17 protein-coding genes are annotated in these 21442 nt (G+C 72.8%); 9 read left to right on the top strand and 8 right to left on the bottom strand.

Going from position 1 to position 21442, the window contains the following annotated elements:
* Positions 1–254: 254 nt before the first annotated feature.
* Complete coding sequence (locus OG406_RS25665; protein ID WP_081217371.1) at positions 255–1544, bottom strand: citrate synthase; 1290 nt, start codon at positions 1542–1544, stop codon at positions 255–257.
* Positions 1545–1786: 242 nt separating this feature from the next.
* A complete protein-coding gene (recD2, locus tag OG406_RS25660) occupies positions 1787–4042 on the bottom strand; it encodes an SF1B family DNA helicase RecD2 (protein ID WP_329187977.1) in 2256 nt (751 codons plus the stop codon).
* Between the two features lie 189 nt (positions 4043–4231).
* Between recD2 and OG406_RS25655 the strand changes: the two genes are divergently transcribed.
* From OG406_RS25655 to rbsD, 5 genes are all read left to right on the top strand, one after another.
* Positions 4232–5290, top strand: coding sequence for a LacI family DNA-binding transcriptional regulator (locus OG406_RS25655; protein WP_081217373.1), 1059 nt, complete (start codon positions 4232–4234; stop codon positions 5288–5290).
* A gap of 11 nt (positions 5291–5301) precedes the next feature.
* On the top strand, positions 5302–6852 hold the full coding sequence (locus OG406_RS25650; protein ID WP_329190968.1) for a sugar ABC transporter ATP-binding protein: 1551 nt from the start codon (positions 5302–5304) through the stop codon (positions 6850–6852).
* Positions 6842–8794, top strand: coding sequence for an ABC transporter permease/substrate-binding protein (locus tag OG406_RS25645; RefSeq protein WP_329187975.1), 1953 nt, complete (start codon positions 6842–6844; stop codon positions 8792–8794). Before OG406_RS25650 ends, OG406_RS25645 begins: the two co-directional genes overlap by 11 nt.
* A gap of 93 nt (positions 8795–8887) precedes the next feature.
* The gene (locus tag OG406_RS25640; RefSeq protein WP_329187974.1) at positions 8888–9790 is read left to right on the top strand and encodes a ribokinase; all 903 of its coding nucleotides are present in this window, start codon (positions 8888–8890) and stop codon (positions 9788–9790) included.
* Entirely contained in the window at positions 9787–10176 is a 390-nt protein-coding gene (gene rbsD / locus OG406_RS25635; protein WP_267050854.1) for a D-ribose pyranase, read from the top strand. Before OG406_RS25640 ends, rbsD begins: the two co-directional genes overlap by 4 nt.
* 253 nt (positions 10177–10429) lie before the next feature.
* Here rbsD and OG406_RS25630 read toward each other — a convergent pair whose 3' ends face one another.
* The 3 genes from OG406_RS25630 to OG406_RS25620 are packed head-to-tail and all read right to left on the bottom strand — an operon-like array spanning position 10430 to position 13562.
* Entirely contained in the window at positions 10430–11260 is an 831-nt protein-coding gene (locus tag OG406_RS25630) for a sugar phosphate isomerase/epimerase family protein (RefSeq protein WP_329187972.1), read from the bottom strand.
* Entirely contained in the window at positions 11257–12414 is a 1158-nt protein-coding gene (locus OG406_RS25625; protein WP_329187971.1) for a dihydrodipicolinate synthase family protein, read from the bottom strand. The genes OG406_RS25630 and OG406_RS25625 overlap by 4 nt, the downstream gene beginning before the upstream one ends.
* On the bottom strand, positions 12411–13562 hold the full coding sequence (locus tag OG406_RS25620) for a Gfo/Idh/MocA family protein (protein WP_329187969.1): 1152 nt from the start codon (positions 13560–13562) through the stop codon (positions 12411–12413). The genes OG406_RS25625 and OG406_RS25620 overlap by 4 nt, the downstream gene beginning before the upstream one ends.
* Positions 13563–13868: 306 nt before the next feature.
* On the opposite strand from OG406_RS25620, the gene OG406_RS25615 reads away from it, so the two are divergent.
* Entirely contained in the window at positions 13869–14918 is a 1050-nt protein-coding gene (locus OG406_RS25615) for a LacI family DNA-binding transcriptional regulator (RefSeq protein WP_267050858.1), read from the top strand.
* Between the two features lie 411 nt (positions 14919–15329).
* Positions 15330–16181 carry a sugar phosphate isomerase/epimerase family protein gene (locus tag OG406_RS25610; protein ID WP_329187967.1) on the top strand — a complete coding sequence of 284 codons (852 nt, stop codon included), beginning with the start codon at positions 15330–15332 and terminating at the stop codon, positions 16179–16181.
* 74 nt (positions 16182–16255) lie between these two features.
* On the opposite strand, the gene OG406_RS25605 is transcribed toward OG406_RS25610, so the two are convergent.
* The gene (locus OG406_RS25605) at positions 16256–16924 is read right to left on the bottom strand and encodes an RBBP9/YdeN family alpha/beta hydrolase (RefSeq protein ID WP_329187965.1); all 669 of its coding nucleotides are present in this window, start codon (positions 16922–16924) and stop codon (positions 16256–16258) included.
* Positions 16925–16974: 50 nt separating this feature from the next.
* Between OG406_RS25605 and OG406_RS25600 the strand changes: the two genes are divergently transcribed.
* On the top strand, positions 16975–17931 hold the full coding sequence (locus tag OG406_RS25600; protein WP_327409773.1) for a LysR family transcriptional regulator: 957 nt from the start codon (positions 16975–16977) through the stop codon (positions 17929–17931).
* Positions 17932–17940: 9 nt separating this feature from the next.
* On the opposite strand, the gene OG406_RS25595 is transcribed toward OG406_RS25600, so the two are convergent.
* Together OG406_RS25595 and OG406_RS25590 are read right to left on the bottom strand one after the other, a co-directional pair.
* The gene (locus OG406_RS25595; RefSeq protein ID WP_329187963.1) at positions 17941–19206 is read right to left on the bottom strand and encodes a Gfo/Idh/MocA family protein; all 1266 of its coding nucleotides are present in this window, start codon (positions 19204–19206) and stop codon (positions 17941–17943) included.
* A complete protein-coding gene (locus OG406_RS25590) occupies positions 19203–20168 on the bottom strand; it encodes an EamA family transporter (protein WP_329187961.1) in 966 nt (321 codons plus the stop codon). Before OG406_RS25590 ends, OG406_RS25595 begins: the two co-directional genes overlap by 4 nt.
* Before the next feature lie 115 nt (positions 20169–20283).
* Between OG406_RS25590 and OG406_RS25585 the strand changes: the two genes are divergently transcribed.
* Complete coding sequence (locus tag OG406_RS25585) at positions 20284–21195, top strand: LysR family transcriptional regulator (protein WP_326843149.1); 912 nt, start codon at positions 20284–20286, stop codon at positions 21193–21195.
* Positions 21196–21442: the final 247 nt, after the last annotated feature.

The raw sequence follows: 21442 nt of genomic DNA, 5'->3' as shown, positions 1-21442 counted from the left end.
GCTCACCGCCGGCCCCGTGCCGGCACACAGCGATTCAGGCGCTGTCCCACAGACGCCCGGCCGGATCCCGTGGGGGGAATCCGCACCGGGACAAGGAAAGCGCCCTGACTGCCGGCCCGTGGGGGGACCAGTAGCAGGGCGCTTTCCGTTTTCTGCTTCTTTGTACGGGCTCAGCTTCTCCGGACGGGATCAGCCGGTCCCGCGTACGGGCTCAGCGGGCCCCGCGTGCGGGGCCCGACCGTCTCGTACGAGCCTCAGCGGCCCTCGACCGGCACGAAGTCGCGCTCGACGACACCCGTGTAGATCTGACGGGGGCGACCGATGCGGGAGCCGGGCTCCTTGATCATCTCGTGCCACTGGGCGATCCAGCCCGGCAGCCGGCCGAGAGCGAACAGGACCGTGAACATCTCGGTCGGGAAGCCCATGGCCCGGTAGATGAGGCCGGTGTAGAAGTCGACGTTCGGGTAGAGGTTGCGCGAGACGAAGTAGTCGTCGGAGAGCGCGTGCTCCTCCAGCTTGAGCGCGATGTCCAGCAGCTCGTCGGACTTGCCGAGAGCGGACAGGACGTCGTGCGCCGCCGCCTTGATGATCTTCGCGCGCGGGTCGAAGGACTTGTACACCCGGTGGCCGAAGCCCATCAGGCGGACACCGTCCTCCTTGTTCTTCACCTTGCGGATGAAGGAGTCGACGTCGCCGCCGTTGGCCTTGATGCCTTCCAGCATCTCCAGGACCGACTGGTTGGCGCCGCCGTGCAGCGGGCCCCACAGGGCGGAGATGCCGGCGGAGATCGAGGCGAACATGTTCGCCTGCGAGGAGCCGACCAAACGCACGGTGGAGGTCGAACAGTTCTGCTCGTGGTCCGCGTGCAGGATGAGCAGCTTGTCGAGCGCGGAGACGACGACCGGGTCCAGCTCGTACTCCTGCGCGGGGACCGAGAAGGTCATGCGCAGGAAGTTCTCGACGTACCCGAGGTCGTTGCGCGGGTAGACGAAGGGGTGGCCGATCGACTTCTTGTACGCGTACGCCGCGATCGTCGGAAGCTTCGCGAGCAGCCGGATCGTGGAGAGGTTGCGCTGCTTCTCGTCGAACGGGTTGTGGCTGTCCTGGTAGAAGGTCGACAGCGCCGAGACGACCGACGACAGCATCGCCATCGGGTGGGCGTCGCGCGGGAAGCCCTTGTAGAAGTTCTTGACGTCCTCGTGCAGCAGGGTGTGCTGCGTGATCTCGTTCTTGAAGGTGGAGAGCTCGTCGATGTTCGGAAGCTCACCGTTGATCAGCAGGTAGGCCACCTCAAGGAAGGTGGAACGCTCGGCCAGCTGCTCGATCGGGTAGCCGCGGTACCGGAGGATGCCCTGCTCACCGTCGAGATAGGTGATCGCGGATTTATAGGCGGCGGTGTTGCCGTACCCGCTGTCCAGCGTCACCAGACCGGTCTGGGCGCGGAGCTTGCCGATGTCGAAGCCCTTGTCGCCGACGGTGCTGTCGATCACCGGGTAGGTGTACTCGCCATCGCCGTACCGCAGTACTACAGAGTTGTCGCTCACGTCATCCCTCACCGACGTTGTGCCTCTTCTTCGAGGTGCCCTGACTGTCTCTACCATCCCCCATTTGGCCCTGGAGAGTGCACTCGGGGTCGACCATTGGGCCTATTGGCGGCACTCAGTGCCGCCAACCTGCTCATCCTGCCCCGCCGGCCGCGCATCCGGAAGGTCTCTGTGACCTTCGTGACTCATTTGATCGATCATTTTTTGCGTCCCCCCGCTCCGCAGGCCGGAGAAGCTGCGGATCAGACGCCGGAGAGCCGGAAGTCCAGGGCCGTGCACCGGCGTCCCGCCGACACCGTACGCACCGCCTGGCCGATCGCCTTGCGCGAACCGACGAGGACGACCAGCTTCTTGGCGCGGGTCACCGCCGTGTAGAGCAGATTGCGCTGGAGCATCATCCACGCGCTGGTGGTGACCGGGATCACCACCGCCGGATACTCGCTGCCCTGGGAGCGGTGGATGGTCAGCGCGTAGGCGTGCGCCAGCTCGTCGAGTTCGTCGAACTCGTACCCCACCTCCTCGTCCTCGTCCGTGCGCACCGTCAGGCGCTGCTCGACGGGATCGAGGGAGGTGACGACGCCCACCGTGCCGTTGAAGACGCCGTTCTCGCCCTTCTCGTAGTTGTTGCGGATCTGGGTGACCTTGTCGCCGACGCGGAAGACGCGGCCGCCGAACCGCTTCTCGGCGAGGTCGGGGCGGCCGGGGGTGATGGCCTGCTGCAGCAGGCCGTTGAGATGGCCGGCGCCCGCGGGGCCCCGGTGCATGGGTGCGAGGACCTGGATGTCCCGGCGCGGGTCGAGGCCGAACTTGGCCGGAATCCGACGGGCCGCCACGTCCACCGCGAGCCGGCCCGCCTCCTCGGTGTCGTCCTCGACGAAGAGGAAGAAGTCCTTCATGCCGTCGGTGAGGGGGTGCTGCCCGGAGTTGATCCGGTGCGCGTTGGTCACCACGCCGGACTGCTGGGCCTGGCGGAAGACCCGGGTGAGCCGCACCGCGGGGACCGGGCCGCGGTCGGCGAGCAGGTCGCGCAGCACCTCCCCCGCGCCGACGCTGGGCAACTGGTCCACGTCGCCGACGAAGAGCAGGTGCGCGCCCGGGGGCACCGCCTTGACCAGCTTGTTGGCGAGGAGCAGGTCGAGCATCGAGGCCTCGTCGACGACGACCAGGTCGGCGTCGAGCGGGCGATCCCTGTCGTACGCCGCGTCGCCGCCCGGCTTGAGCTCCAACAGGCGGTGCACGGTGGACGCGTCGGCGCCGGTCAGCTCGGAGAGCCGCTTGGCGGCCCGGCCGGTGGGGGCGGCGAGGACCACCTTGGCGCGCCGGGCGCGGGCCAGCTCGACGATCGAGCGGACGGTGAACGACTTGCCGCAGCCGGGGCCGCCGGTGAGCACGGCGACCTTCTCGGTGAGCGCGAGCCGGACGGCCGCCTCCTGCTCGGGGGCCAGCTCCGCGCCCGTCCTGTCCTTCAGCCACGCGAGGGCCTTGTCCCAGGCCACGTCGCGGAAGCCGGGCATCCGGTCGCGGTCGGTGCGCAGCAGGCGCAACACCTGGGCGGCGAGGGACAGTTCGGCGCGGTGGAAGGGGACCAGGTAGACCGCCGTCACCGGGTCGCCGCCGTCCGGTCCCGGCACCTTCTCGCGGACGACCCCGGGCTCCTCGCCCTCCTCGGCGGGGGCGGCCAGCTCGGCCAGGCACTCGATGACCAGGCCGGTGTCGACCTGGAGCAACTTCACCGCGTCCGCGATCAGTTGCTCCTCGGGGAGATAGCAGTGGCCCTGGTCGGTGGACTGGGACAGCGCGTACTGGAGGCCGGCCTTGACGCGCTCCGGGCTGTCGTGCGGGATACCGACCGACTGGGCGATCTTGTCGGCGGTGAGGAAGCCGATGCCCCAGACGTCCGACGCCAGGCGGTAGGGCCGGTTCTTCACGACGGAGATCGACGCGTCGCCGTACTTCTTGTAGATGCGCACGGCGATGGAGGTGGAGACCTCGACGGTCTGGAGGAAGAGCATGACCTCCTTGATCGCCTTCTGCTCCTCCCAGGCGTCGGCGATCCGGCCCGTGCGCTTGGGGCCGAGTCCGGGGACCTCGATGAGCCGCTTCGGCTCCTCCTCGATGATCCGCAGGGTGTCCAGCCCGAAGTGCCGGGTGATCCGGTCGGCGAAGACGGGGCCGATGCCCTTGACCAGGCCGGAGCCGAGATAGCGGCGGATGCCCTGGATCGTGGCGGGGAGCACCGTCGTGTAGTTCTCCACCGTGAACTGCTTGCCGTACTGCGGGTGGGAGCCCCAGCGGCCCTCCATGCGCAGGGACTCGCCGGCCTGCGCGCCGAGGAGCGCTCCGACCACCGTGAGCAGGTCGCCCGCGCCGCGGCCGGTGTCGACCCGCGCGACCGTGTAACCGCTCTCCTCGTTCGCGTACGTGATGCGCTCCAGCACGCCTTCCAGCGTCGCCGTTCGCCGCTCGCCCTGCTGGTCGGCCCCCGCCTGAGTGGACATGATCCGACGGTACCGCCCCCCTCCGACACCGCCGCGGCCCCTGTGGACGATCCCGCCCGAAAGGGACACGCGCCCCGGGAAGCGGTACATCACGATCCGGTTGCGGGATGCCGTCAGGGGGTTGCCCCACGCCCGTGTAATCGATTCCAATCCTCCGTGTAATCGATTCCACGAGGAGGTGGAGCGACGATGGCGAGCATCAAGGACGTTGCCGCCGAGGCAGGCGTGTCCGTCGCCACGGTCTCGCGGGTGCTGAACGACCACCCGTCGGTCAGCGAGGAGGCACGCACCCGCGTGCTGGCCGCTGTGCGGAGCCTCGGCTACCGCCCGAACGCCGTCGCCCGCTCCCTGCGCACCGACCAGACCCGCACCCTCGGCCTGGTCATCAGCGACGTGCTGAACCCGTACTTCACCGAGCTGGCCCGCTCCGTCGAGGAGGAGGCCCGCGCCCTCGGCTACAGCGTCATCATCGGCAACGCCGACGAGCGGCCCGACCTCCAGGACCACCACGTACGGACCCTGCTGGACCGGCGCATCGACGGCCTGCTGGTCTCCCCCACCGACGGCGGCTCCCCCGGCATGCTGGACGCCGCGCGCGCGGGGACTCCGATGGTCTTCGTGGACCGCTGGATCCCGGGTCTCGACGTGCCGGTGGTCCGGGCCGACGGACGCGCGGCGGTCCGGGACCTGGTCGCCCACCTGCACGGCCTCGGCCACCGCAGGCTCGCGATCATCGCGGGCCCGGCCGCCACCACGACCGGCAGCGAGCGGGTGGAGGCCTTCCGCGAGGCCCTCGCCGCGTTCGGGATCGCGCTGCCCGACGCCTACATCGGGCAGGGCGACTTCCAGGCCGAGAGCGGCCGCCGCGCCACCGAGGCCTTCCTCGACCTGGCCGAACCGCCCGAGGTCGTCTTCGCCGCCGACAACCTGATGGCGCTCGGCGCGCTGGACGCGGTCCGCGCGCGCGGGCTGCGCGTCCCCGACGACATCGCGCTCGCCGCGTTCGACGACATCCGCTGGTTCGTGCACACCGATCCGCCGGTCACCGCGATCGCCCAGCCCACGGGCGAACTGGGCCGGGCCGCCGTCCGCGCCCTGGTCGACCGCATCGAGGGACGGACCCCGCGGTCCGTCACCCTCCCCGCCCGTCTCGTCGTACGCCGCTCGTGCGGCGCCCCGGCGACCGGGCAGGCCCCCGTGCGGCCCGCCCCCGCACAGCAGTCCCCCGTACGAAGGAGCCAGTCGTGAGCGACCAGGACGTGAGCGGCCAGGACGCGTTGCTGCGCATCGAGGGCATACGCAAGACCTTTCCCGGCGTGGTCGCGCTCGACAGCGTCGACTTCGACCTGCGCCGCGGCGAGGTGCACGTGCTGCTCGGCGAGAACGGCGCGGGCAAGAGCACGCTGATCAAGATGCTCTCCGGCGCCTACCGGCCCGACGCGGGGCGCGTCCTCGTCGACGGCGAGGAGGTGCGCATCCACGGCGCCCAGGACTCCGAGCGGCTCGGGATCGCCACCATCTACCAGGAGTTCAACCTCGTCCCCGATCTGACGGTCGCCGAGAACATCTTCCTGGGCCGGCAGCCGCGCCGCTTCGGGCTGATCGACCGCAAGAGGATGGAGGCGGACGCCGCGGCGCTCCTGGAGCGCGTCGGCGTGAACGTGTCCCCCCGCGCGCGGGTGCGTGAACTGGGCGTCGCCCGGCTCCAGATGGTGGAGATCGCCAAGGCGCTGAGCCTGGACGCCCGTGTCCTGATCATGGACGAGCCGACCGCCGTGCTCACCTCGGGGGAGGTCGACAAGCTCTTCCGGATCGTGCGCAGGCTGCGCGAGACCGGTGTCGGCGTCGTCTTCATCACCCACCACCTGGACGAGATCGCCGCCCTCGGCGACCGGGTCACGGTCATCCGCGACGGCCGGAGCGTCGGTCAGGTGCCCGCCTCCACGCCCGAGGACGAACTCGTCCGCCTGATGGTCGGACGCTCCATCGAGCAGCAGTACCCGCGCGAACGGGCGGACGCCGGCGACGCGTTGCTGACCGTCGAGGGGCTCACCCGGGACGGGGTGTTCCACGACGTGAGTTTCGAGGTGCGGGCCGGTGAGGTCGTCGGCATCGCGGGGCTCGTGGGCGCGGGCCGCACCGAGGTGGTCCGGGCCGTCTTCGGCGCCGACCCCTACGACCGGGGTTCCGTGAAGGTCGCCGGGGCCGGTCTGCGGCGGGGCGACGTGAACGCGGCCATGGAGGCCGGCATCGGGCTCGTGCCCGAGGACCGCAAGGGCCAGGGCCTCCTCCTGGACGCCTCCGTCGAGGAGAACCTCGGCCTGGTCACGCTGCGCTCCGCGACCCACGGCGGCCTCGTCGACCTCAAGGGCCAGCGGGCCGCGGCGGCGCGGATCGCCGGGCAGCTCGGTGTCCGGATGGCCGGGCTCGGCCAGCACGTGCGCACCCTGTCCGGCGGCAACCAGCAGAAGGTCGTCATCGGCAAGTGGCTGCTCGCCGACACCAAGGTGCTGATCCTCGACGAGCCGACGCGGGGCATCGACGTCGGCGCCAAGGTCGAGATCTACCAGCTCGTCAACGAACTGACGGCCGCCGGTGCCGCCGTCCTGATGATCTCCAGCGATCTGCCCGAGGTCCTCGGCATGAGCGACCGGGTCCTCGTGATGGCCCAGGGCCGGATCGCGGGCGAACTCACCGCGGACCGGGCGACCCAGGACTCCGTGATGGCCCTGGCCGTCGGCACACCCGCCACCGCGCACCCGAACGACACCACGAACGAGAACGACAAGGAGGCCCCCCGTGGCCACTGACACGCAACCGAGCACAGCGGGCACGAGCGGCGCCTCCGCGGTCCGCCGCCTGCTGCTCGACAACGGGGCGCTCACCGCGCTCATCGTCCTCGTCATCGCGATGTCGGCGCTGTCCGGGGACTTCCTGACGACGGACAACCTGCTGAACATCGGCGTCCAGGCCGCCGTCACGGCCATCCTCGCGTTCGGCGTGACCTTCGTGATCGTCTCGGCGGGCATCGACCTGTCGGTCGGCTCGGTCGCCGCCCTGTCGGCCACCGTCCTCGCCTGGACGGCGACATCACAGGGCATACCGGTCTGGATCGCGGTGCTCCTCGCGGTCGCCACCGGAATCGCCTGCGGCCTGGTCAACGGCGTGCTGATCTCGTACGGGAAACTGCCGCCCTTCATCGCGACGCTGGCCATGCTGTCGGTGGGCCGCGGTCTGTCGCTGGTGATCTCGCAGGGCAGCCCGATCGCCTTCCCCGACTCGGTCTCGCACCTCGGTGACACGCTCGGCGGCTGGCTGCCGGTGCCGGTCCTGGTCATGGCCGTCATGGGCCTGATCACGGCCGTGATCCTCGGCCGGACGTACATCGGCCGGTCCATGTACGCGATCGGCGGCAACGAGGAGGCCGCGCGCCTGTCGGGCCTGCGGGTCAAGAAGCAGAAGCTCGCGATCTACGCCCTGTCGGGGCTGTTCGCCGCCGCCGCGGGCATCGTGCTCGCCTCCCGGCTGTCCTCCGCGCAGCCGCAGGCCGCGCAGGGCTACGAACTCGACGCCATCGCGGCGGTGGTCATCGGCGGTGCCTCGCTGGCCGGCGGCACCGGCAAGGCGTCCGGCACGCTCATCGGCGCGCTGATCCTCGCGGTACTGCGCAACGGTCTCAACCTCCTGTCGGTGTCGGCGTTCTGGCAGCAGGTCGTCATCGGTGTGGTGATCGCGCTGGCCGTGCTGCTCGACACCGTGCGGCGCAAGGCCGGGGCGACTCCGGTCGCCGGCGGGGGCGCCTCGGGCGGGGACCGGCGCAAGCAGGCGGCCACGTACGTCATCGCGGCCGTGGTCGCGGCGGCGGTCGTCGGCGCGATGTCCTTCGTGCACGGCGGCTCGTCCACCTCGACGACGCAGAAGGTCGGCCTGTCCCTCTCCACGCTGAACAACCCGTTCTTCGTGCAGATCAAGGCGGGCGCGCAGCAGGAGGCGAAGAAGCGCGGGGTGGACCTGACCGTCACCGACGCGCAGAACGACGCCTCGCAGCAGGCCAACCAGCTGCAGAACTTCACCAGTTCGGGGCTGGGCTCGATCATCGTGAACCCGGTGGACTCGGACGCGGCGGGCCCCTCGGTCCGTTCGGCGAACACGGCGGACATCCCCGTCGTCGGCGTCGACCGGGGCGTCAACAAGGCGAAGACGGCCGCGCTCGTCGCCTCCGACAACATCGCGGGCGGCAAGCTGGGCGCGAAGGCGCTGGCCGAGAAGCTGGGCGGCAAGGGCAGGATCGTGATTCTCCAGGGTCTGGCCGGCACATCCGCGAGCCGTGAGCGCGGGGCGGGCTTCGCCGAGGGCCTGAAGGCGTACCCGGGCATCAAGGTCGTCGCCCGGCAGCCCGCGGACTTCGACCGCACCAAGGGCCTCGACGTGATGACGAACCTGCTCCAGGCGCACCCCGGCGTCGACGGCGTCTTCGCCGAGAACGACGAGATGGCGCTCGGCGCGGTCAAGGCGCTCGGTTCGAAGGCCGGGAAGTCGGTCTCGGTCATCGGCTTCGACGGCACGCCCGACGGTCTGAAGGCGGTCTCCGCGGGAACGCTGTACGCGTCCGTCGCCCAGCAGCCCAAGGAGCTCGGCCGGATCGCGGTGGACAACGCGCTGCGGGCCGCCGAGGGCAAGAAGGTCCAGGAGACGGTGAAGGTGCCGGTGAAGGTCGTCACGAAGGAGAACGTCGCCGGGTTCGGCGGCTGACACCGGACCGGGTGCGGCGGGCCGGCACCTGCCGGCCCGCCGCACCCGGTCCCGCGCACATCGGCTCGACTCATCTCTGCAGGGAGACAGTTCATGTACGACTACGACCTTCTGGTCGTGGGATCGGCCAACGCAGACCTGGTGGTCCGGGTCGAGCGGCGGCCGGCGGCGGGCGAGACGGTGCTCGGCTCCGATCTCGTCGTCCACCCGGGCGGAAAGGGCGCCAACCAGGCGGTCGCCGCGGCCCGGCTCGGGGCGCGCACGGCGCTTCTCGCCCGGGTCGGCGACGACGGCCACGGACGGCTGCTGCTCGACGCGCAGCGCGCGGCCGGCGTCGACACCGTCGGCGTCCTCGTCGGCGGGGCTCCGACCGGGGTCGCGCTGATCACGGTGGATCCGTCCGGGGACAACAGCATCGTGGTGTCGCCGGGTGCCAACGGCCGGCTCGCCCCGGAGGACGTGCGGGCCGCCGGGAGCCTCTTCCATGCCTCCCGGGTGGTGTCGGCCCAGCTGGAGATCCCGCTGGAGACGGTCGTGGAGGTCGTACGGAGTCTCGCGGAGGGCGGTCGTCTGGTGCTGAACCCGTCGCCGCCGCGTCCGCTGCCCTCCGAGGTGCTCGCCGCCTGCGACCCGCTGATCGTGAACGAGCACGAGGCACGGGTGATCGCCGGGGACGACCTCGGGGACTCGCCCGAGGAATGGGCGACGGCGCTGCTCGCGCTCGGCCCGCGGTCGGTGGTCATCACGCTGGGCGCGGCGGGCGCGCTGGTGGCGGAGCGGGCCGGCGCCCGGGTCCGGGTGCCGTCGGTGCGGGTCGCGGCCGTGGACACGACGGGCGCGGGCGACGCCTTCACCGCCGCGCTGGCCTGGCGGCTGGGGCGCGGGGAGTCGCTGCCGGAGGCAGCGGGGTACGCGGCCCGGGTCGGTGCCGCCGCGGTCACCCGGGCCGGGGCGCAGGAGTCGTTCCCGACCGCCGAGGAGGTGGCCGCGCTGTGAAGCGGTCCGGAATCCTGAACCGTCATCTGGCGGGCGCGCTGGCGGAGTTGGGGCACGGGGACGGGGTGCTGGTGTGCGACGCGGGGATGCCGATCCCGGCGGGGCCGCGCGTCGTCGACCTGGCGTTCCGGGCGGGTGTGCCGTCCTTCGCGGAGGTGCTGGACGGGCTGCTGGCCGAGCTGGTGGTGGAGGGCGGGACGGCGGCGCGCGAGGTGCGGGAGGCGAACCCGGCGACGGCGGACCTGCTGGTGGCGCGGGTGCCCGGTCTCGTCCTGGTCGGGCACGAGGAGCTGAAGTCGCTGTCGGCGGGTGCGCGGCTCGTGGTCCGCACGGGTGAGGCCCGGCCGTACGCGAACGTGCTGCTGCGCTGCGGGGTCTTCTTCTGATCCGCCGGTCCGCGCGATCCGTGCCGGGGCGGCCCGCCCGGGTGCGGTGCGGCGAGGTTCGGTGCGGTGCGGTGCGGAAAAGTTTCGAGGGGCCCGGTCCGTCGACCGGGCCCCTCGGCTTTCCCCTCCGTATCAGAACCCCGCGATCCCCCCAGATCCCCCTCCAGGTGTCCTGATGCCAAGTACGACCCGCGAGGTGCGGGAAGGGTTGCACGGACTTCTGAAGTTTTTTTCCCGGGGGTCGGATCCCAGGTCAGACGGCGTGCTCCAGGTACCGTGCGGCCGTCTCGGCCAGCACCTCGTGGCCGTCCCGGGCCCACAGGACGTCGTTGAAGAGCTCGACCTCGATCGGCCCGGTGTACCCGGCCGCCTCCACGTACCCGCGCCACTCCCGGAAGTCGATCGAGCCGTCTCCCAGCTGACCGCGGCCGTTGAGGACGCCCTCCGGCAGCGGGGTCGTCCAGTCGGCGAGCTGGAAGGCGTGGATGCGGCAGGAGGCGCCCGCGCGGGCGATCTGGGCGGGGGCCGTGTCGTCCCACCAGAGGTGGTACGTGTCGACGGTGACGCCGACCTGCTCGGCCGGGAACCGTTCGGCGAGGTCGAGGGCCTGCGCGAGGGTGGAGACCACGCAGCGGTCGGCGGCGTACATCGGGTGGAGCGGTTCGACGGCGAGCCGCACCCCCCGGGCGGCGGCGTACGGGCCCAGTTCGGCGAGGGCGTCGGCGATGCGTTCACGGGCGCCGTGCAGGTCCTTCGAGCCGGCCGGGAGTCCACCCGACACCAGGACGAGGGTGTCCGTGCCCAGGGTCGCCGCCTCGTCGACCGCGGCGCGGTTGTCGTCCAGGGCGTTCGCCCGCTCGGCCGGGTCGAGGGCGGTGAGGAAGCCGCCCCGGCACAGGCTGGTGACCGTCAGGCCCGCGTCACGGACCAGAGCGGCGGCCGCCTCCACCCCGTGGGCGCGCACGGGTTCGCGCCACAGGCCCACACCCCCGACGCCGAGCGTCAGGCAGGACTTCACGAGGTCGGGCAGGGAGAGCTGCTTGACCGTCATCTGGTTGACGGAGAACCGGGCGAGGCTGTTCATGAGGTCACTCCGTAGACGGCCAGCAGGCTCTTCATCCGGGTCTCGGCGCGCGACGGGTCCGGGAACAGGCCGAGACCGTCGGCCAGTTCGTAGGCGCGGGCCAGGTGCGGCAGGGAGCGCGCCGACTGGAGTCCGCCCACCATCGTGAAGTGCTCCTGGTGGCCGGCGAGCCAGGCCAGCAGGACGACGCCGGTCTTGTAGAAGCGGGTCGGGTGCTCGAAGAGGTGACGGGACAACTCGACCGTGGGATCGAGGAGTTCGCGGAATCCCTTGACGTCTCCGGTGTCCAGGACGCGGACGGCCCGTGCGGCGGCCGGTCCGAGCGGGTCGAAGATGCCGAGCAGCGCGTGGCTGAAGCCCTGTTCGTCACCCGCGATCAGCTCGGGGTAGTTGAAGTCGTCGCCGGTGTAGCAGCGGACGCCGTCCGGGAGGCGGCGGCGCAGGTCGACCTCGCGCCGGGCGTCCAGCAGGGACACCTTGATGCCGTCGACCTTGTCCGGGTGGGCGGCGATCACCTCCAGGAACACCTCGGTCGCCGCGTCGAGGTCGCCGGATCCCCAGTAGCCCTCCAGGGCCGGGTCGAACATCGGGCCCAGCCAGTGCAGGATCACCGGATCGGCGGCCTGCCGCAGCAGGTGGCCGTAGACGTCGAGGTAGTCCTCGGGTCCGGCGGCGGTCGCGGCGAGCGCGCGGGAGGCCATCAGGATCGCCCGCGCGCCCGACTCCTCGACGAGGGCGAGCTGTTCCTCGTAGGCGGCCCGGACCTCGTCGAGGGTGGCGGGACCGGTGAGCTGGTCGGTGCCGACACCGCAGGCGATGGCGCCGCCGGTGGCGCGCGCCTCGGCGGCGGAGCGGCGGACGAGCTCGGCCGCGGTGGTCCAGTCGAGGCCCATGCCGCGCTGCGCGGTGTCCATCGCCTCGGCGACGCCGAGGCCGTGGGACCACAGGTGGCGGCGGAAGGCGAGGGTGGCGTCCCAGTCGACGGCGGCGGGCACGCCGGGCGACACGTCGGCGTACGGGTCGGCGACGACGTGGGCGGCCGAGAAGACCGTGCGGGAGGCGAGGGGCGCGCCGTCGGGGAGCACGACGAGGGGGTCGGTGCGCGGCTCGTAGGACCGCAACCGGCCGTCGGCGCCGGGGAGTCGGATGGTCACAGCGTGATCTCCGGTACGGCGAGACGGCGGCCCTCGGCCGAGGAGCGCAGGCCCAGTTCGGCGAGCTGTACGCCACGGGCGCCCGCGAGGAGGTCCCAGTGGTAGGGGGCGTCGGCGTACACGTGCCGCAGGAACAGTTCCCACTGGGCCTTGAAGCCGTTGTCGAACTCGGCGTTGTCGGGCACCTCCTGCCACTGGTCGCGGAAGGAGTAGGTGGCGGGGATGTCGGGGTTCCAGACCGGCTTCGGTGTCGTGCCGCGGTGCTGGACGCGGCAGTTGCGCAGTCCCGCGACGGCGGATCCCTCCGTGCCGTCGACCTGGAACTCGACGAGTTCGTCGCGGTTGACGCGCACGGCCCAGGAGGAGTTGATCTGGGCGACCGCGCCGCCCTCCAGCTCGAAGATGCCGTAGGCGGCGTCGTCGGCGGTGGCGTCGTAGGGCTTGTCCCGCTCGTCCCAGCGCTGGGGGACGTGGGTGGCGGTGAGCGCCTGCACCGAGGTGACCCGGCCGAACAGCTCGTGCAGGACGTACTCCCAGTGCGGGAACATGTCGACGACGATGCCGCCGCCGTCCTCGGAGCGGTAGTTCCAGGAGGGCCGCTGGGCCTGCTGCCAGTCGCCCTCGAACACCCAGTAGCCGAACTCCCCGCGGACGGACAGGATGCGGCCGAAGAAGCCGCCGTCGATCAGCCGCTTGAGCTTGAGCAGGCCGGGGAGGAAGAGCTTGTCCTGGACGACGCCGTGCCGGACACCCGAGGCGTGGGCGAGCCGGGCCAGGTCGAGCGCCCCGTCGAGACCGGTGGAGGTCGGCTTCTCGGTGTAGATGTGCTTGCCCGCGGCGACGGCCCTGCGCAGGGCCTCCTCGCGGGCGGAGGTGACCTGGGCGTCGAAGTAGATCTCGACCTCGGGGTCGGCGAGGACGGCGTCGAGGTCGGTCGACCAGTGGTCGAGGCCGTGCCGTTCGGCGAGCGCCCGCAGGGCGGGCTCGCGGCGCCCGACGAGGACCGGCTCGGGCCACAGCAAGGTGCCGTCGCCCAGGTCGAGGCCGCCCTGATCGCGCAGGGCGAGGATCGAGCGGACGAGGTGCTGGCGGTAGCCCATGCGCCCCGTCACGCCGTTCATGGCGATGCGCACCGTCTTGCGTGTCACGTCGTTCCCTTCGTCCGCGTCAGGCGCCGCGCATACTCGGACGAGCATGACAGCAAGCGCTTTCTATGCGGTGAGAAGCTAGCCTCTGTTCACTGTTCGGGACAAGACCGTCGCCAGGTCGAGTTGTTCGAGGGGGCGAACGACGGGGGCCGTTGGCCGTATGGTCTGCACGAACCCCGACCACGGGAGGCGGCGCGTTCGGCCCCGCCCCCGTGTTCGACGCCGTTCGACGAGGCACGACCAGGCACGACGACGTAGCCGCCGTACGACGAGGTACGGCGGGACGCGCGACCGGAGGACGACGAGATGACGGTGACCCTGGCGGACGTGGCGGCCCGCGCGCAGGTCTCTCCCGCGACGGTGTCGCGTGTGCTGAACGGGAACTATCCCGTGGCCTCCTCCACGCGGGAGCGGGTGCTGCGCGCGGTCGACGAGCTGGACTACGTGCTGAACGGTCCCGCCAGTTCACTGGCCGCCGCGACCTCCGACCTCGTCGGCGTCCTGGTCAACGACATCGCCGACCCCTTCTTCGGCATCATGGCCGCCGCGATCCAGTCCGAGATCGGCGGCCCCGGGGGGCGCGCGGGCGGGGAGCGGCTCGGGGTCGTGTGCAACACCGGCGGCTCCCCGGAGCGCGAACTCACCTACCTCACGCTCCTTCAGCGCCAACGCGCCGCCGCGGTCGTCCTCACTGGCGGCGCGATCGAGAACCCGGGGCACGCGGCCGCCGTCGCCGCGAAGCTGCGCCGGCTGGCGGAGGCGGGCACCCGGGTGGTGCTCTGCGGGCGGCCGCCCGCGCCGGACGCTCCGGACGCGATCGCGCTCACCTTCGACAACCGCGGCGGCGGCCGGCAGCTCACCGATCACCTGCTCGGCCTCGGTCACCGGCGGGTCGGCTACATCGCGGGCCCCGAGGAGCGCACGACGACGCGCCACCGGTTGGAGGGCCACCGTGCCGCGCTCGCCGCACACGGTGTCGAGGAGGATCCACGGCTCACCGTGCACGGCCGCTACGACCGCCGCTCCGGGTACGAGGCGACTCTTGAACTCCTGCGCCGGGCGCCGGAGTTGACTTCCGTGGTCGCCGCGAACGACACCGTGGCGCTGGGCGCCTGCGCGGCGCTGCGCGACTCCGGGCTGCGCATCCCGGACGACGTGTCCGTGGCGGGCTTCGACGACCTGCCCTTCAGCGTCGACGCGGTCCCCGCCCTCACGACCGTGCGCCTGCCGCTCTCCGAGGCGGGCGCCCGCGCCGGCCGCATCGCCATGAACCGCGAGGACCCTCCGCCGGGCGGGATCGCCACGGTCCGGGGCGAGTTGATGGTACGAGGGTCCACCGGGGTTCCCCGGGGGTGACTCCCCCTCCGCTCCACGGGAGGCTCCTCCCCGGCGTCCCGGGGGTGGAGGTTCTCTCCGAGCCCATTGTCCCCGGTGTCCTGGGAGTCGGGGCTCCTCCCGGCACGTTCCCGGCATCCCGGGAGTTGGGCCCCCTCCGGCCCGCCCGTCGGTCTCACGGCTGCGCGCCTCGGCCGTAAGCGGTGGTCGGTGCCGCGGGACGGGTGCCCGCGTCCGGGACCCGGCCGTCTCACGGGCCGCCGAACTTCGGTACGGGCCCGGGCCCCGAGAGTCCGGCGCCGTGCGGTGAGCCCGACGGGCGTCGCCGTGGTGCTCCCCCGTCCGGGACGCTGCCGGACGGGGGCGGGTCCCGTCTCGCGAGGCCCCGGGGCGGTCTTGGGTGGCCGTCGGGGAGGCCGTAGGGTCCCGGCCATGAAGCTGGCGTTCTCCACTCTCGGTGTGCCCGGGCTGCCCGTCGCCGATGTCGTGCGGCTGGCCGTCGCGCACGGTTATCAGGGGGTCGAGCTGCGGGCGCACCCGGAGGAGCCCGTGCATCCCGGGATCGGGGCGGGTGAACGGGCCTCCGTGGCCGCGGAGTTCGCGGCGGGCGGGGTTGAGGTGCTCGGCGTCGCGGGGTACGCGCGGGTCGCGGAACCGGGTGACGACGCGCCGGTGCTGCGCGAGATGCGTGAACTGACCGAACTGGCGCGGGACGTGAACGCTCCGTTCGTCCGGGTCTTCCCCGGCGGCGATCCCGGGGCGAGCGCAGCGGAGTCGGACGCGACGGCCGCACGGCGGCTCGGCACCGCGGCGGAGTACGCCGCCGACCTCGGCGTGCGCATCCTGCTGGAGACCCACGACTCGCACCGCACCGGCGTGGACGCGATGCGGGTCCTCGGCCGGGTCGGCCACCACCACGTCGGGTCCCTGTGGGACGTGATGCACACCTGGCTCGGCGGTGAGGACCCCGACGAGACCTACCCGGCGCTGTCGCCCTTCCTCGGATACACGCAGGTCAAGGACATCGCGTCGGCCGGGGACACCACCCCGCTGCCGCTCGGCTCGGGGGTCCTCCCGCTCGGCGCGTGCGTGGACGTCCTCGTACGGAACGGGTGGGACGGCTGGCTGTGCTGGGAGTACGAGAAGCGGTGGTACGAGCGGGCGGCGCCGCTGGAGGGGTTGCTGGGAGCGGGGCGCGAGCACCTCGCCCGGCTCGTGGCCGAGGCGGAACAGCGGGCGGCCGAGGCGGAACAGCGGGCGGCCGAGGCGGAGCGGCGGGCGTGAGGGCGTCCCGGTCCGCCGGGTCCGGGACGAGAGGGGACGGGACGTGACCCGGGCACGGACCGCCGGGCCGCGCGCTACCCCGAGCGGCCGGTGAGCCGGACCGAACCGTCGAAGCACCAGTCCAGGACCGCCGGCCACGGCCCGTACCCGGCGTCCAGGTCGAGGTGCCCGGCGCCGGGCAGGATCTCCGTGGGGATGCCCAGTGGCTCGCCGTAGACGGCGTCGGCACCCTCCGGGCAGTACGGGTCGTCGTCGCCGGCGACCAGCCGGATGGAACCGGGGAGGGCGCGCGGGTCCAGCCCGGCCGGGGTGAACGCGGCGATCTCCGGCAGACCGGCGAGGACGGAGGGCGAGGGCGGGGCGACCAGCAGCACCCGGTCGACGCCGTCCAGGCCCGGCAGCGCGCGGGCGACGGCGTGCAGCCACAGCACGGCGGAGGCGCTGTGCGCGAGGACCACCCGCTCGGCACCCCGCAACGCGTCGAGGTGGCGGGCGAACTCGGCGAGCCACACCTCCGGGTCCGGCGTGTCGGGATCCGGCAGTTGCGGGTACACGACGTGCTGCCCGCGTTCGCGGAGGCGGTCGGCCAGCCGGTGCTGCCAGTGGCCGGCGGGCCGGTGGTTCTGCCAGCCGTGCAGGATGAGGAACGAGCGTTCGACGCCCGCGCCGTCCCGGGCGGTGATCGGGGTGGCGGGCCGCTCGTCGGTGGTGGGCGGGGTCCCGCTCCGGTCGTCCGTGGTCATGGGCCGATCGTTTCCGACCGCGGGGCCATCGGTCCAGTTAATCTTTTCCGGTGGAACAGGTAAGCGAGACCTTCACCATGGATCTGCGTCGCCTGACCGTGCTGCGGGAGCTCCGGCGGCGGGGCAGCCTGGCCCGCACCGCCGAGGCCCTGCACCTCACGCCCTCCGCCGTCTCCCAGCAACTCGCCGCGCTCGCCCGCGAGGTGGGCGTGCCGCTGACCGAACGGGACGGCCGGGGCGTCCGGCTGACCGGGCAGGCCCGGGTGCTGCTGGCGCACGCCGATCTGATCGCCGCGCAACTGGAGCGCGCCCGGACCGACTTGGCCGCCTACGACGGGGGCGGCCGCGGAACGGTCACGGTCGGCTGCTTCTCCAGCGGCATCCTCGGCCTGCTCCCGGACACGCTGACGGCACTGGCGGACCGGCTGCCGCACGTGCGGATCGACGTCGTCGAGGCGGAGCCCCCGGACCTGTTCACCGCTCTGGACGCCGGGCAGGTCGACCTCGCCGTGGCCGTCGACTTCGCGGCCGCTCCCCCGCACACCGACCGGCGCTACCACCGTCTCGACCTGCTCCGGGACGTCCTGGACCTGGCGCTGCCCGCCGGTCACCGGCTCGCGGGCGCCGCCCCCGTCGATCTGCGCGAACTCGCCGGCGAGCCCTGGATCGTCGGCGACCCGGCCAGTTGCTGCGGCGCGGTGGCCCGCTCGGTCTGCGCCGCCGCCGGTTTCACCCCGGACGTCCGGCACGCGGTCGACGACTGGGGCGCCCTGGCCGCGCTGGTCGAGGCGGGCCGGGGGGTGGCCCTGGTCCCGCGGCTCGTCCGGCCGCTGTACGCGCACCGACGGCTCGCCCTGCTGGGCATCCTGGGCGCGCAGCCGTCCAGGAACGTGTTCGCGGCGGTGCGCGCGGGCGCGGAGTCCGACCCGGTGCTGACCGCCGTGCGCGATCAACTGCGCTCCACGGCAGTGGGGTTGGCGGCCCGGGATTCCGCCGGACACCCGTGACGGTCGGGTCTAGACCGTCTCCACGGTGCCGGCGTGCCGGGCGCGTTCGGCGGCCAGGACGGTGAGGTGGCTGGTGAGGGACTCGCGCGGGCCGGACTTCACCAGGCCGGGGTTCTTGGTAGCGACCGCGGCGACGAAGGCGTCCATCAGGCCGGCGTCGCCTCCGCCGTGCCCGCCCGCCGCGTCCATGCCGCCCGCGCGGCCGAGGTCGACGGCCTCCTCGGTCCGGGTCAGGAAGTCGTAGACGCTCACGTTCTCGCCGTCGCCGCGCAGTTCGCCCCGGGTGCCGAAGATCCGGGTCCGGCGGTCGGCCTGTTCGGTGAACGCGGTCATGGTGAAGGTGGCGGTGGCCCCGGAGGCGAACTCCATCGACACCACCTGGTGGTCGACCACGTCGTTGTCGCAGGCGTACACGCACCGCCCGTAGGGGCCCTCGCGCAGGGCCGTCTCCAGGGCCTCGGGCGTGAAGTCGTCGAGGAGCACGCTGAGCGGCCAGTGGTGTTCGCCGCGGGCGAGCCGGTCGCCGTACTCGCGCCGGGCGGAGTAGGGGCAGTCGGGTTCCACCGCGCAGTCGAGGCAGCGGTCGGCCGCGCCCTCGGGCCGGTTCTCCGGGCGGAAGTGCGAGAGGTGTCCGAAGCTGGAGACGCGGACGGGGGGTTGGCCGAGGACGTACTGCAGCCAGTCGATGTCGTGGCAGGACTTGGCCATCAGCATCGACGTCGCCTCCTGCGTGTTGCGCCAGTTGCCGCGCACGAAGGAGTGCGCCTGGTGCCAGAAGCCGACGGGTTCCAGGTGCTGGACGCTGACGACGTCGCCGAGCCGCCCGGAGTCGACGACCTCCTTCACGGCGCGGGTGTAGGGGGTGTAGCGCAGGACGTGCCCGAGCGCGAGGGTCACCCCGGCGCGCTCGACGGCGTCGACGATCCGCCGGCACTCGTCCTCGGTGAGGGCCATCGGCTTCTCCAGCAGGATGTGGTAGCCGAGGGCGGCGAACCGCAGGACCGGTTCGAGGTGTTCGCGGTCGAGGGTGCAGATCAGGACGGCGTCGGCGATCCGGCCGCGCTCGGCGAGGTCCCGCCAGTCCCCGACGGCGGCGTCCGGCTCCAGGCCGTGGGCGGCGGCGAAGCGGCGGCGGCGCGTCTCACGGGGTTCGGCGACGGCCACGACGGTGGCCCGCCCGGGGTGGTCCAGGGCCCAGCGCGCGTGGCGGGTCCCCCGGTCGCCGGCACCGACGACGGCGAGCGTGACGGCGGGGGCGGGGGCTTCGGAGGTCATGGGCGGGCCGCTTTCCCGGTCGGGTCGCAGGCGCGGGGAGCGCTGTCCGTCGGGACGCTAACCGCCGGCGCCGGGCTCGACAAGAGCGCTGTGCGCGCCGCCCGGGCGGCCCGGGGTGTCCGTGAGGTGAGGGCGACCCCGCCCACCAGCAGGGCGGCGGACGCCCAGCGCAGCGGGCCGACGGACTCGCCGAGGAACAGGGCGGCCGACGACATCCCGAAGACCGGGACGAGCAGCGAGAAGGGGGCGACGGTGGACGCGGGATGCCGGTGCAGCAGCCAGCCCCAGGCGCCGAAACCGAAGACGGTGGTGATCCAGGCGGCGTACACGACGACTCCGGCGCCCTGCCAGTCCAGGGCGCGCAGCGCGTCGAGGTCGCGGGAGGGCCCCTCGGTGAGCAGCGAGAGGCCGAGCAGCGGGAGGACGGGGACGGTGCTCACCCACACCATGAAGTTGAGCGGGTCGGGCGGGGACGCCTTGCGGGTGAGGACGTTGGAGACGCCCCAGCAGGCGGCCGCCGCGATGACCAGGGCGAAGGCGCCGAGCGGTCCCGCCGTGCCCTCGTCGACGGCGGCGAGGCCCACTCCGCACAGGGCCACCGCCATGCCCGCCACCCGGACGCGGGTGGGGCGTTCGCCGAGGAAGGCGAAGGCGAAGAGCGCCGTGAACACCGCCTGGATCTGGAGCACGAGGGAGGACAGGCCGGGGGGCATCCCGGCGTCCATGCCGATGAACAGCAGCCCGAACTTCGCGACGCCGAGGGCGAGTCCGACGGCCACGATCCACTTCCACGCCACTTTGGGGCGGCCCACGAGGAACACGGCGGGCAGGGCGGCCACGAGGAAGCGCAGGGCCGAGAAGAGGAGGGGCGGGAAGTGGTCGAGGCCGACCTCGATGACGGTGAAGTTCACGCCCCAGGCGGCGGCGACGAGGACGGCGAGGGCGATGTGGGCGGGGCGCATGCGTCGAGCATCCGACGAGCCCACCGTGTAGCACCAGCGCGGATGTCTGCATCAATGGATGAAGCAACGCTTACGTATGCTGGCGGCGTGCGATGTCGTGTCCCGGGAGGCCCCCATGCTCGATCTCCAGCGTCTGCGCGCCCTGCACGCCGTGGCGGTGCACGGCACGGTCGGCGCCGCCGCCGCCTCGCTCGGCTACACCCCCTCCGCGGTGTCCCAGCAGATCGCCAAGCTGGAGCGGGAGACCAGGACGGTGCTGCTGGAGCGGCGCGGGCGCGGCGTCCGGCTGACCGAGCAGGCCGAGCAACTGGCGGCGGCCGCGCAGCAGTTGCTGGCGATCGTGGAGCGTGCCGAGACGGAGCTGGAGGAGCGCAGGGGGCTGCCCGCCGGACGGCTGACGGTGGCCGCGTTCGCCTCGGCCGCCAGGGGTCTGCTGCCCGCAGTACTGGCCGATCTGGCCGTCCGCCATCCGGCGCTGGACACCCGGCTGACGGAGGTGGACCCGCATCTGTCCGTCGACCTGGTGGCCCGGGGGGCGGTCGATCTGGCGATCGCGCACGACTGGGACATCGCCCCGCTGCCCGCGCCGCCCGGTGTGGAGCAGGCCCCGATCGGGGAGGACCTGTGCGATCTGCTCGTCCCGGCCGGGCATCCCTTCGCCGGGCGGGCCTCGGTGCGGCGGGAGGACCTCGGCGGCGAGCGGTGGATCTGCCAGCCACCGGGGCGGGTCTGCCACGACTGGCTGGTGCGCACGCTGCGCGCGGCCGGCTGCGAGCCGGACATCGTCCACCAGGCCGACGAGAACCCGACCCTGGTCGCCCTCGTCGCGGCGGGTCTCGGCGTCGCCCTCATCCCCCGGCTCGGCCGCGGACCCCTGCCCGCCGGGGTCGTGGAGGTGCCGCTCGATCCGTTGCCGGTGCGCCGTCTGTACGCGCTGTGGCGCTCGGGAGCGGCTCGCCGGCCGGCCATCGCGGAGACGGTCCGCACCCTCCAGGCCCACTGGCCCGCGGTGTCGGCGCGGAACTGAGCCGCTCCCCGGCCCGGGTCGGCGCGGGCCGTCCACCCCCGACCCTATGAACCACGCCCTGCGCCCTCCGGCCCGACGGGGCCGCCCGCCCGCGCCACCGGTCCGATCGGTTCAGGGCCTCCGCGGCCCGGCACACAGGCACCGCCGACTCCGCGCCGCCGACTCCGTGCCACCGGCACCCCGCCCTCCTCGGCACCCCGCCCTCCTCGACGCCGGGCCCGACGGACCACCGGTCCCCCGCGCCCCG

This window comes from Streptomyces sp. NBC_01428 (assembly GCF_036231965.1).
Taxonomy (GTDB): Bacteria; Actinomycetota; Actinomycetes; order Streptomycetales; family Streptomycetaceae; genus Streptomyces.
The sequence above is the reverse complement of the archived record's forward strand: the minus strand, read 5'-3'. Positions and strand labels throughout refer to the sequence as shown.

Coding starts and splice junctions, on each gene's coding strand:
- OG406_RS25585 (WP_326843149.1), top strand. CDS start 20,284: ATGCTCGATCTCCAGCGTCTGCGCGCCCTGCACGCCGTGGCGGTGCAC.
- OG406_RS25605 (WP_329187965.1), bottom strand. CDS start 16,924: ATGACCACGGACGACCGGAGCGGGACCCCGCCCACCACCGACGAGCGG.
- OG406_RS25655 (WP_081217373.1), top strand. CDS start 4,232: ATGGCGAGCATCAAGGACGTTGCCGCCGAGGCAGGCGTGTCCGTCGCC.
- OG406_RS25630 (WP_329187972.1), bottom strand. CDS start 11,260: ATGAACAGCCTCGCCCGGTTCTCCGTCAACCAGATGACGGTCAAGCAG.
- OG406_RS25615 (WP_267050858.1), top strand. CDS start 13,869: ATGACGGTGACCCTGGCGGACGTGGCGGCCCGCGCGCAGGTCTCTCCC.
- OG406_RS25640 (WP_329187974.1), top strand. CDS start 8,888: ATGTACGACTACGACCTTCTGGTCGTGGGATCGGCCAACGCAGACCTG.
- recD2 (WP_329187977.1), bottom strand. CDS start 4,042: ATGTCCACTCAGGCGGGGGCCGACCAGCAGGGCGAGCGGCGAACGGCG.
- OG406_RS25610 (WP_329187967.1), top strand. CDS start 15,330: ATGAAGCTGGCGTTCTCCACTCTCGGTGTGCCCGGGCTGCCCGTCGCC.
- OG406_RS25595 (WP_329187963.1), bottom strand. CDS start 19,206: ATGACCTCCGAAGCCCCCGCCCCCGCCGTCACGCTCGCCGTCGTCGGT.
- OG406_RS25590 (WP_329187961.1), bottom strand. CDS start 20,168: ATGCGCCCCGCCCACATCGCCCTCGCCGTCCTCGTCGCCGCCGCCTGG.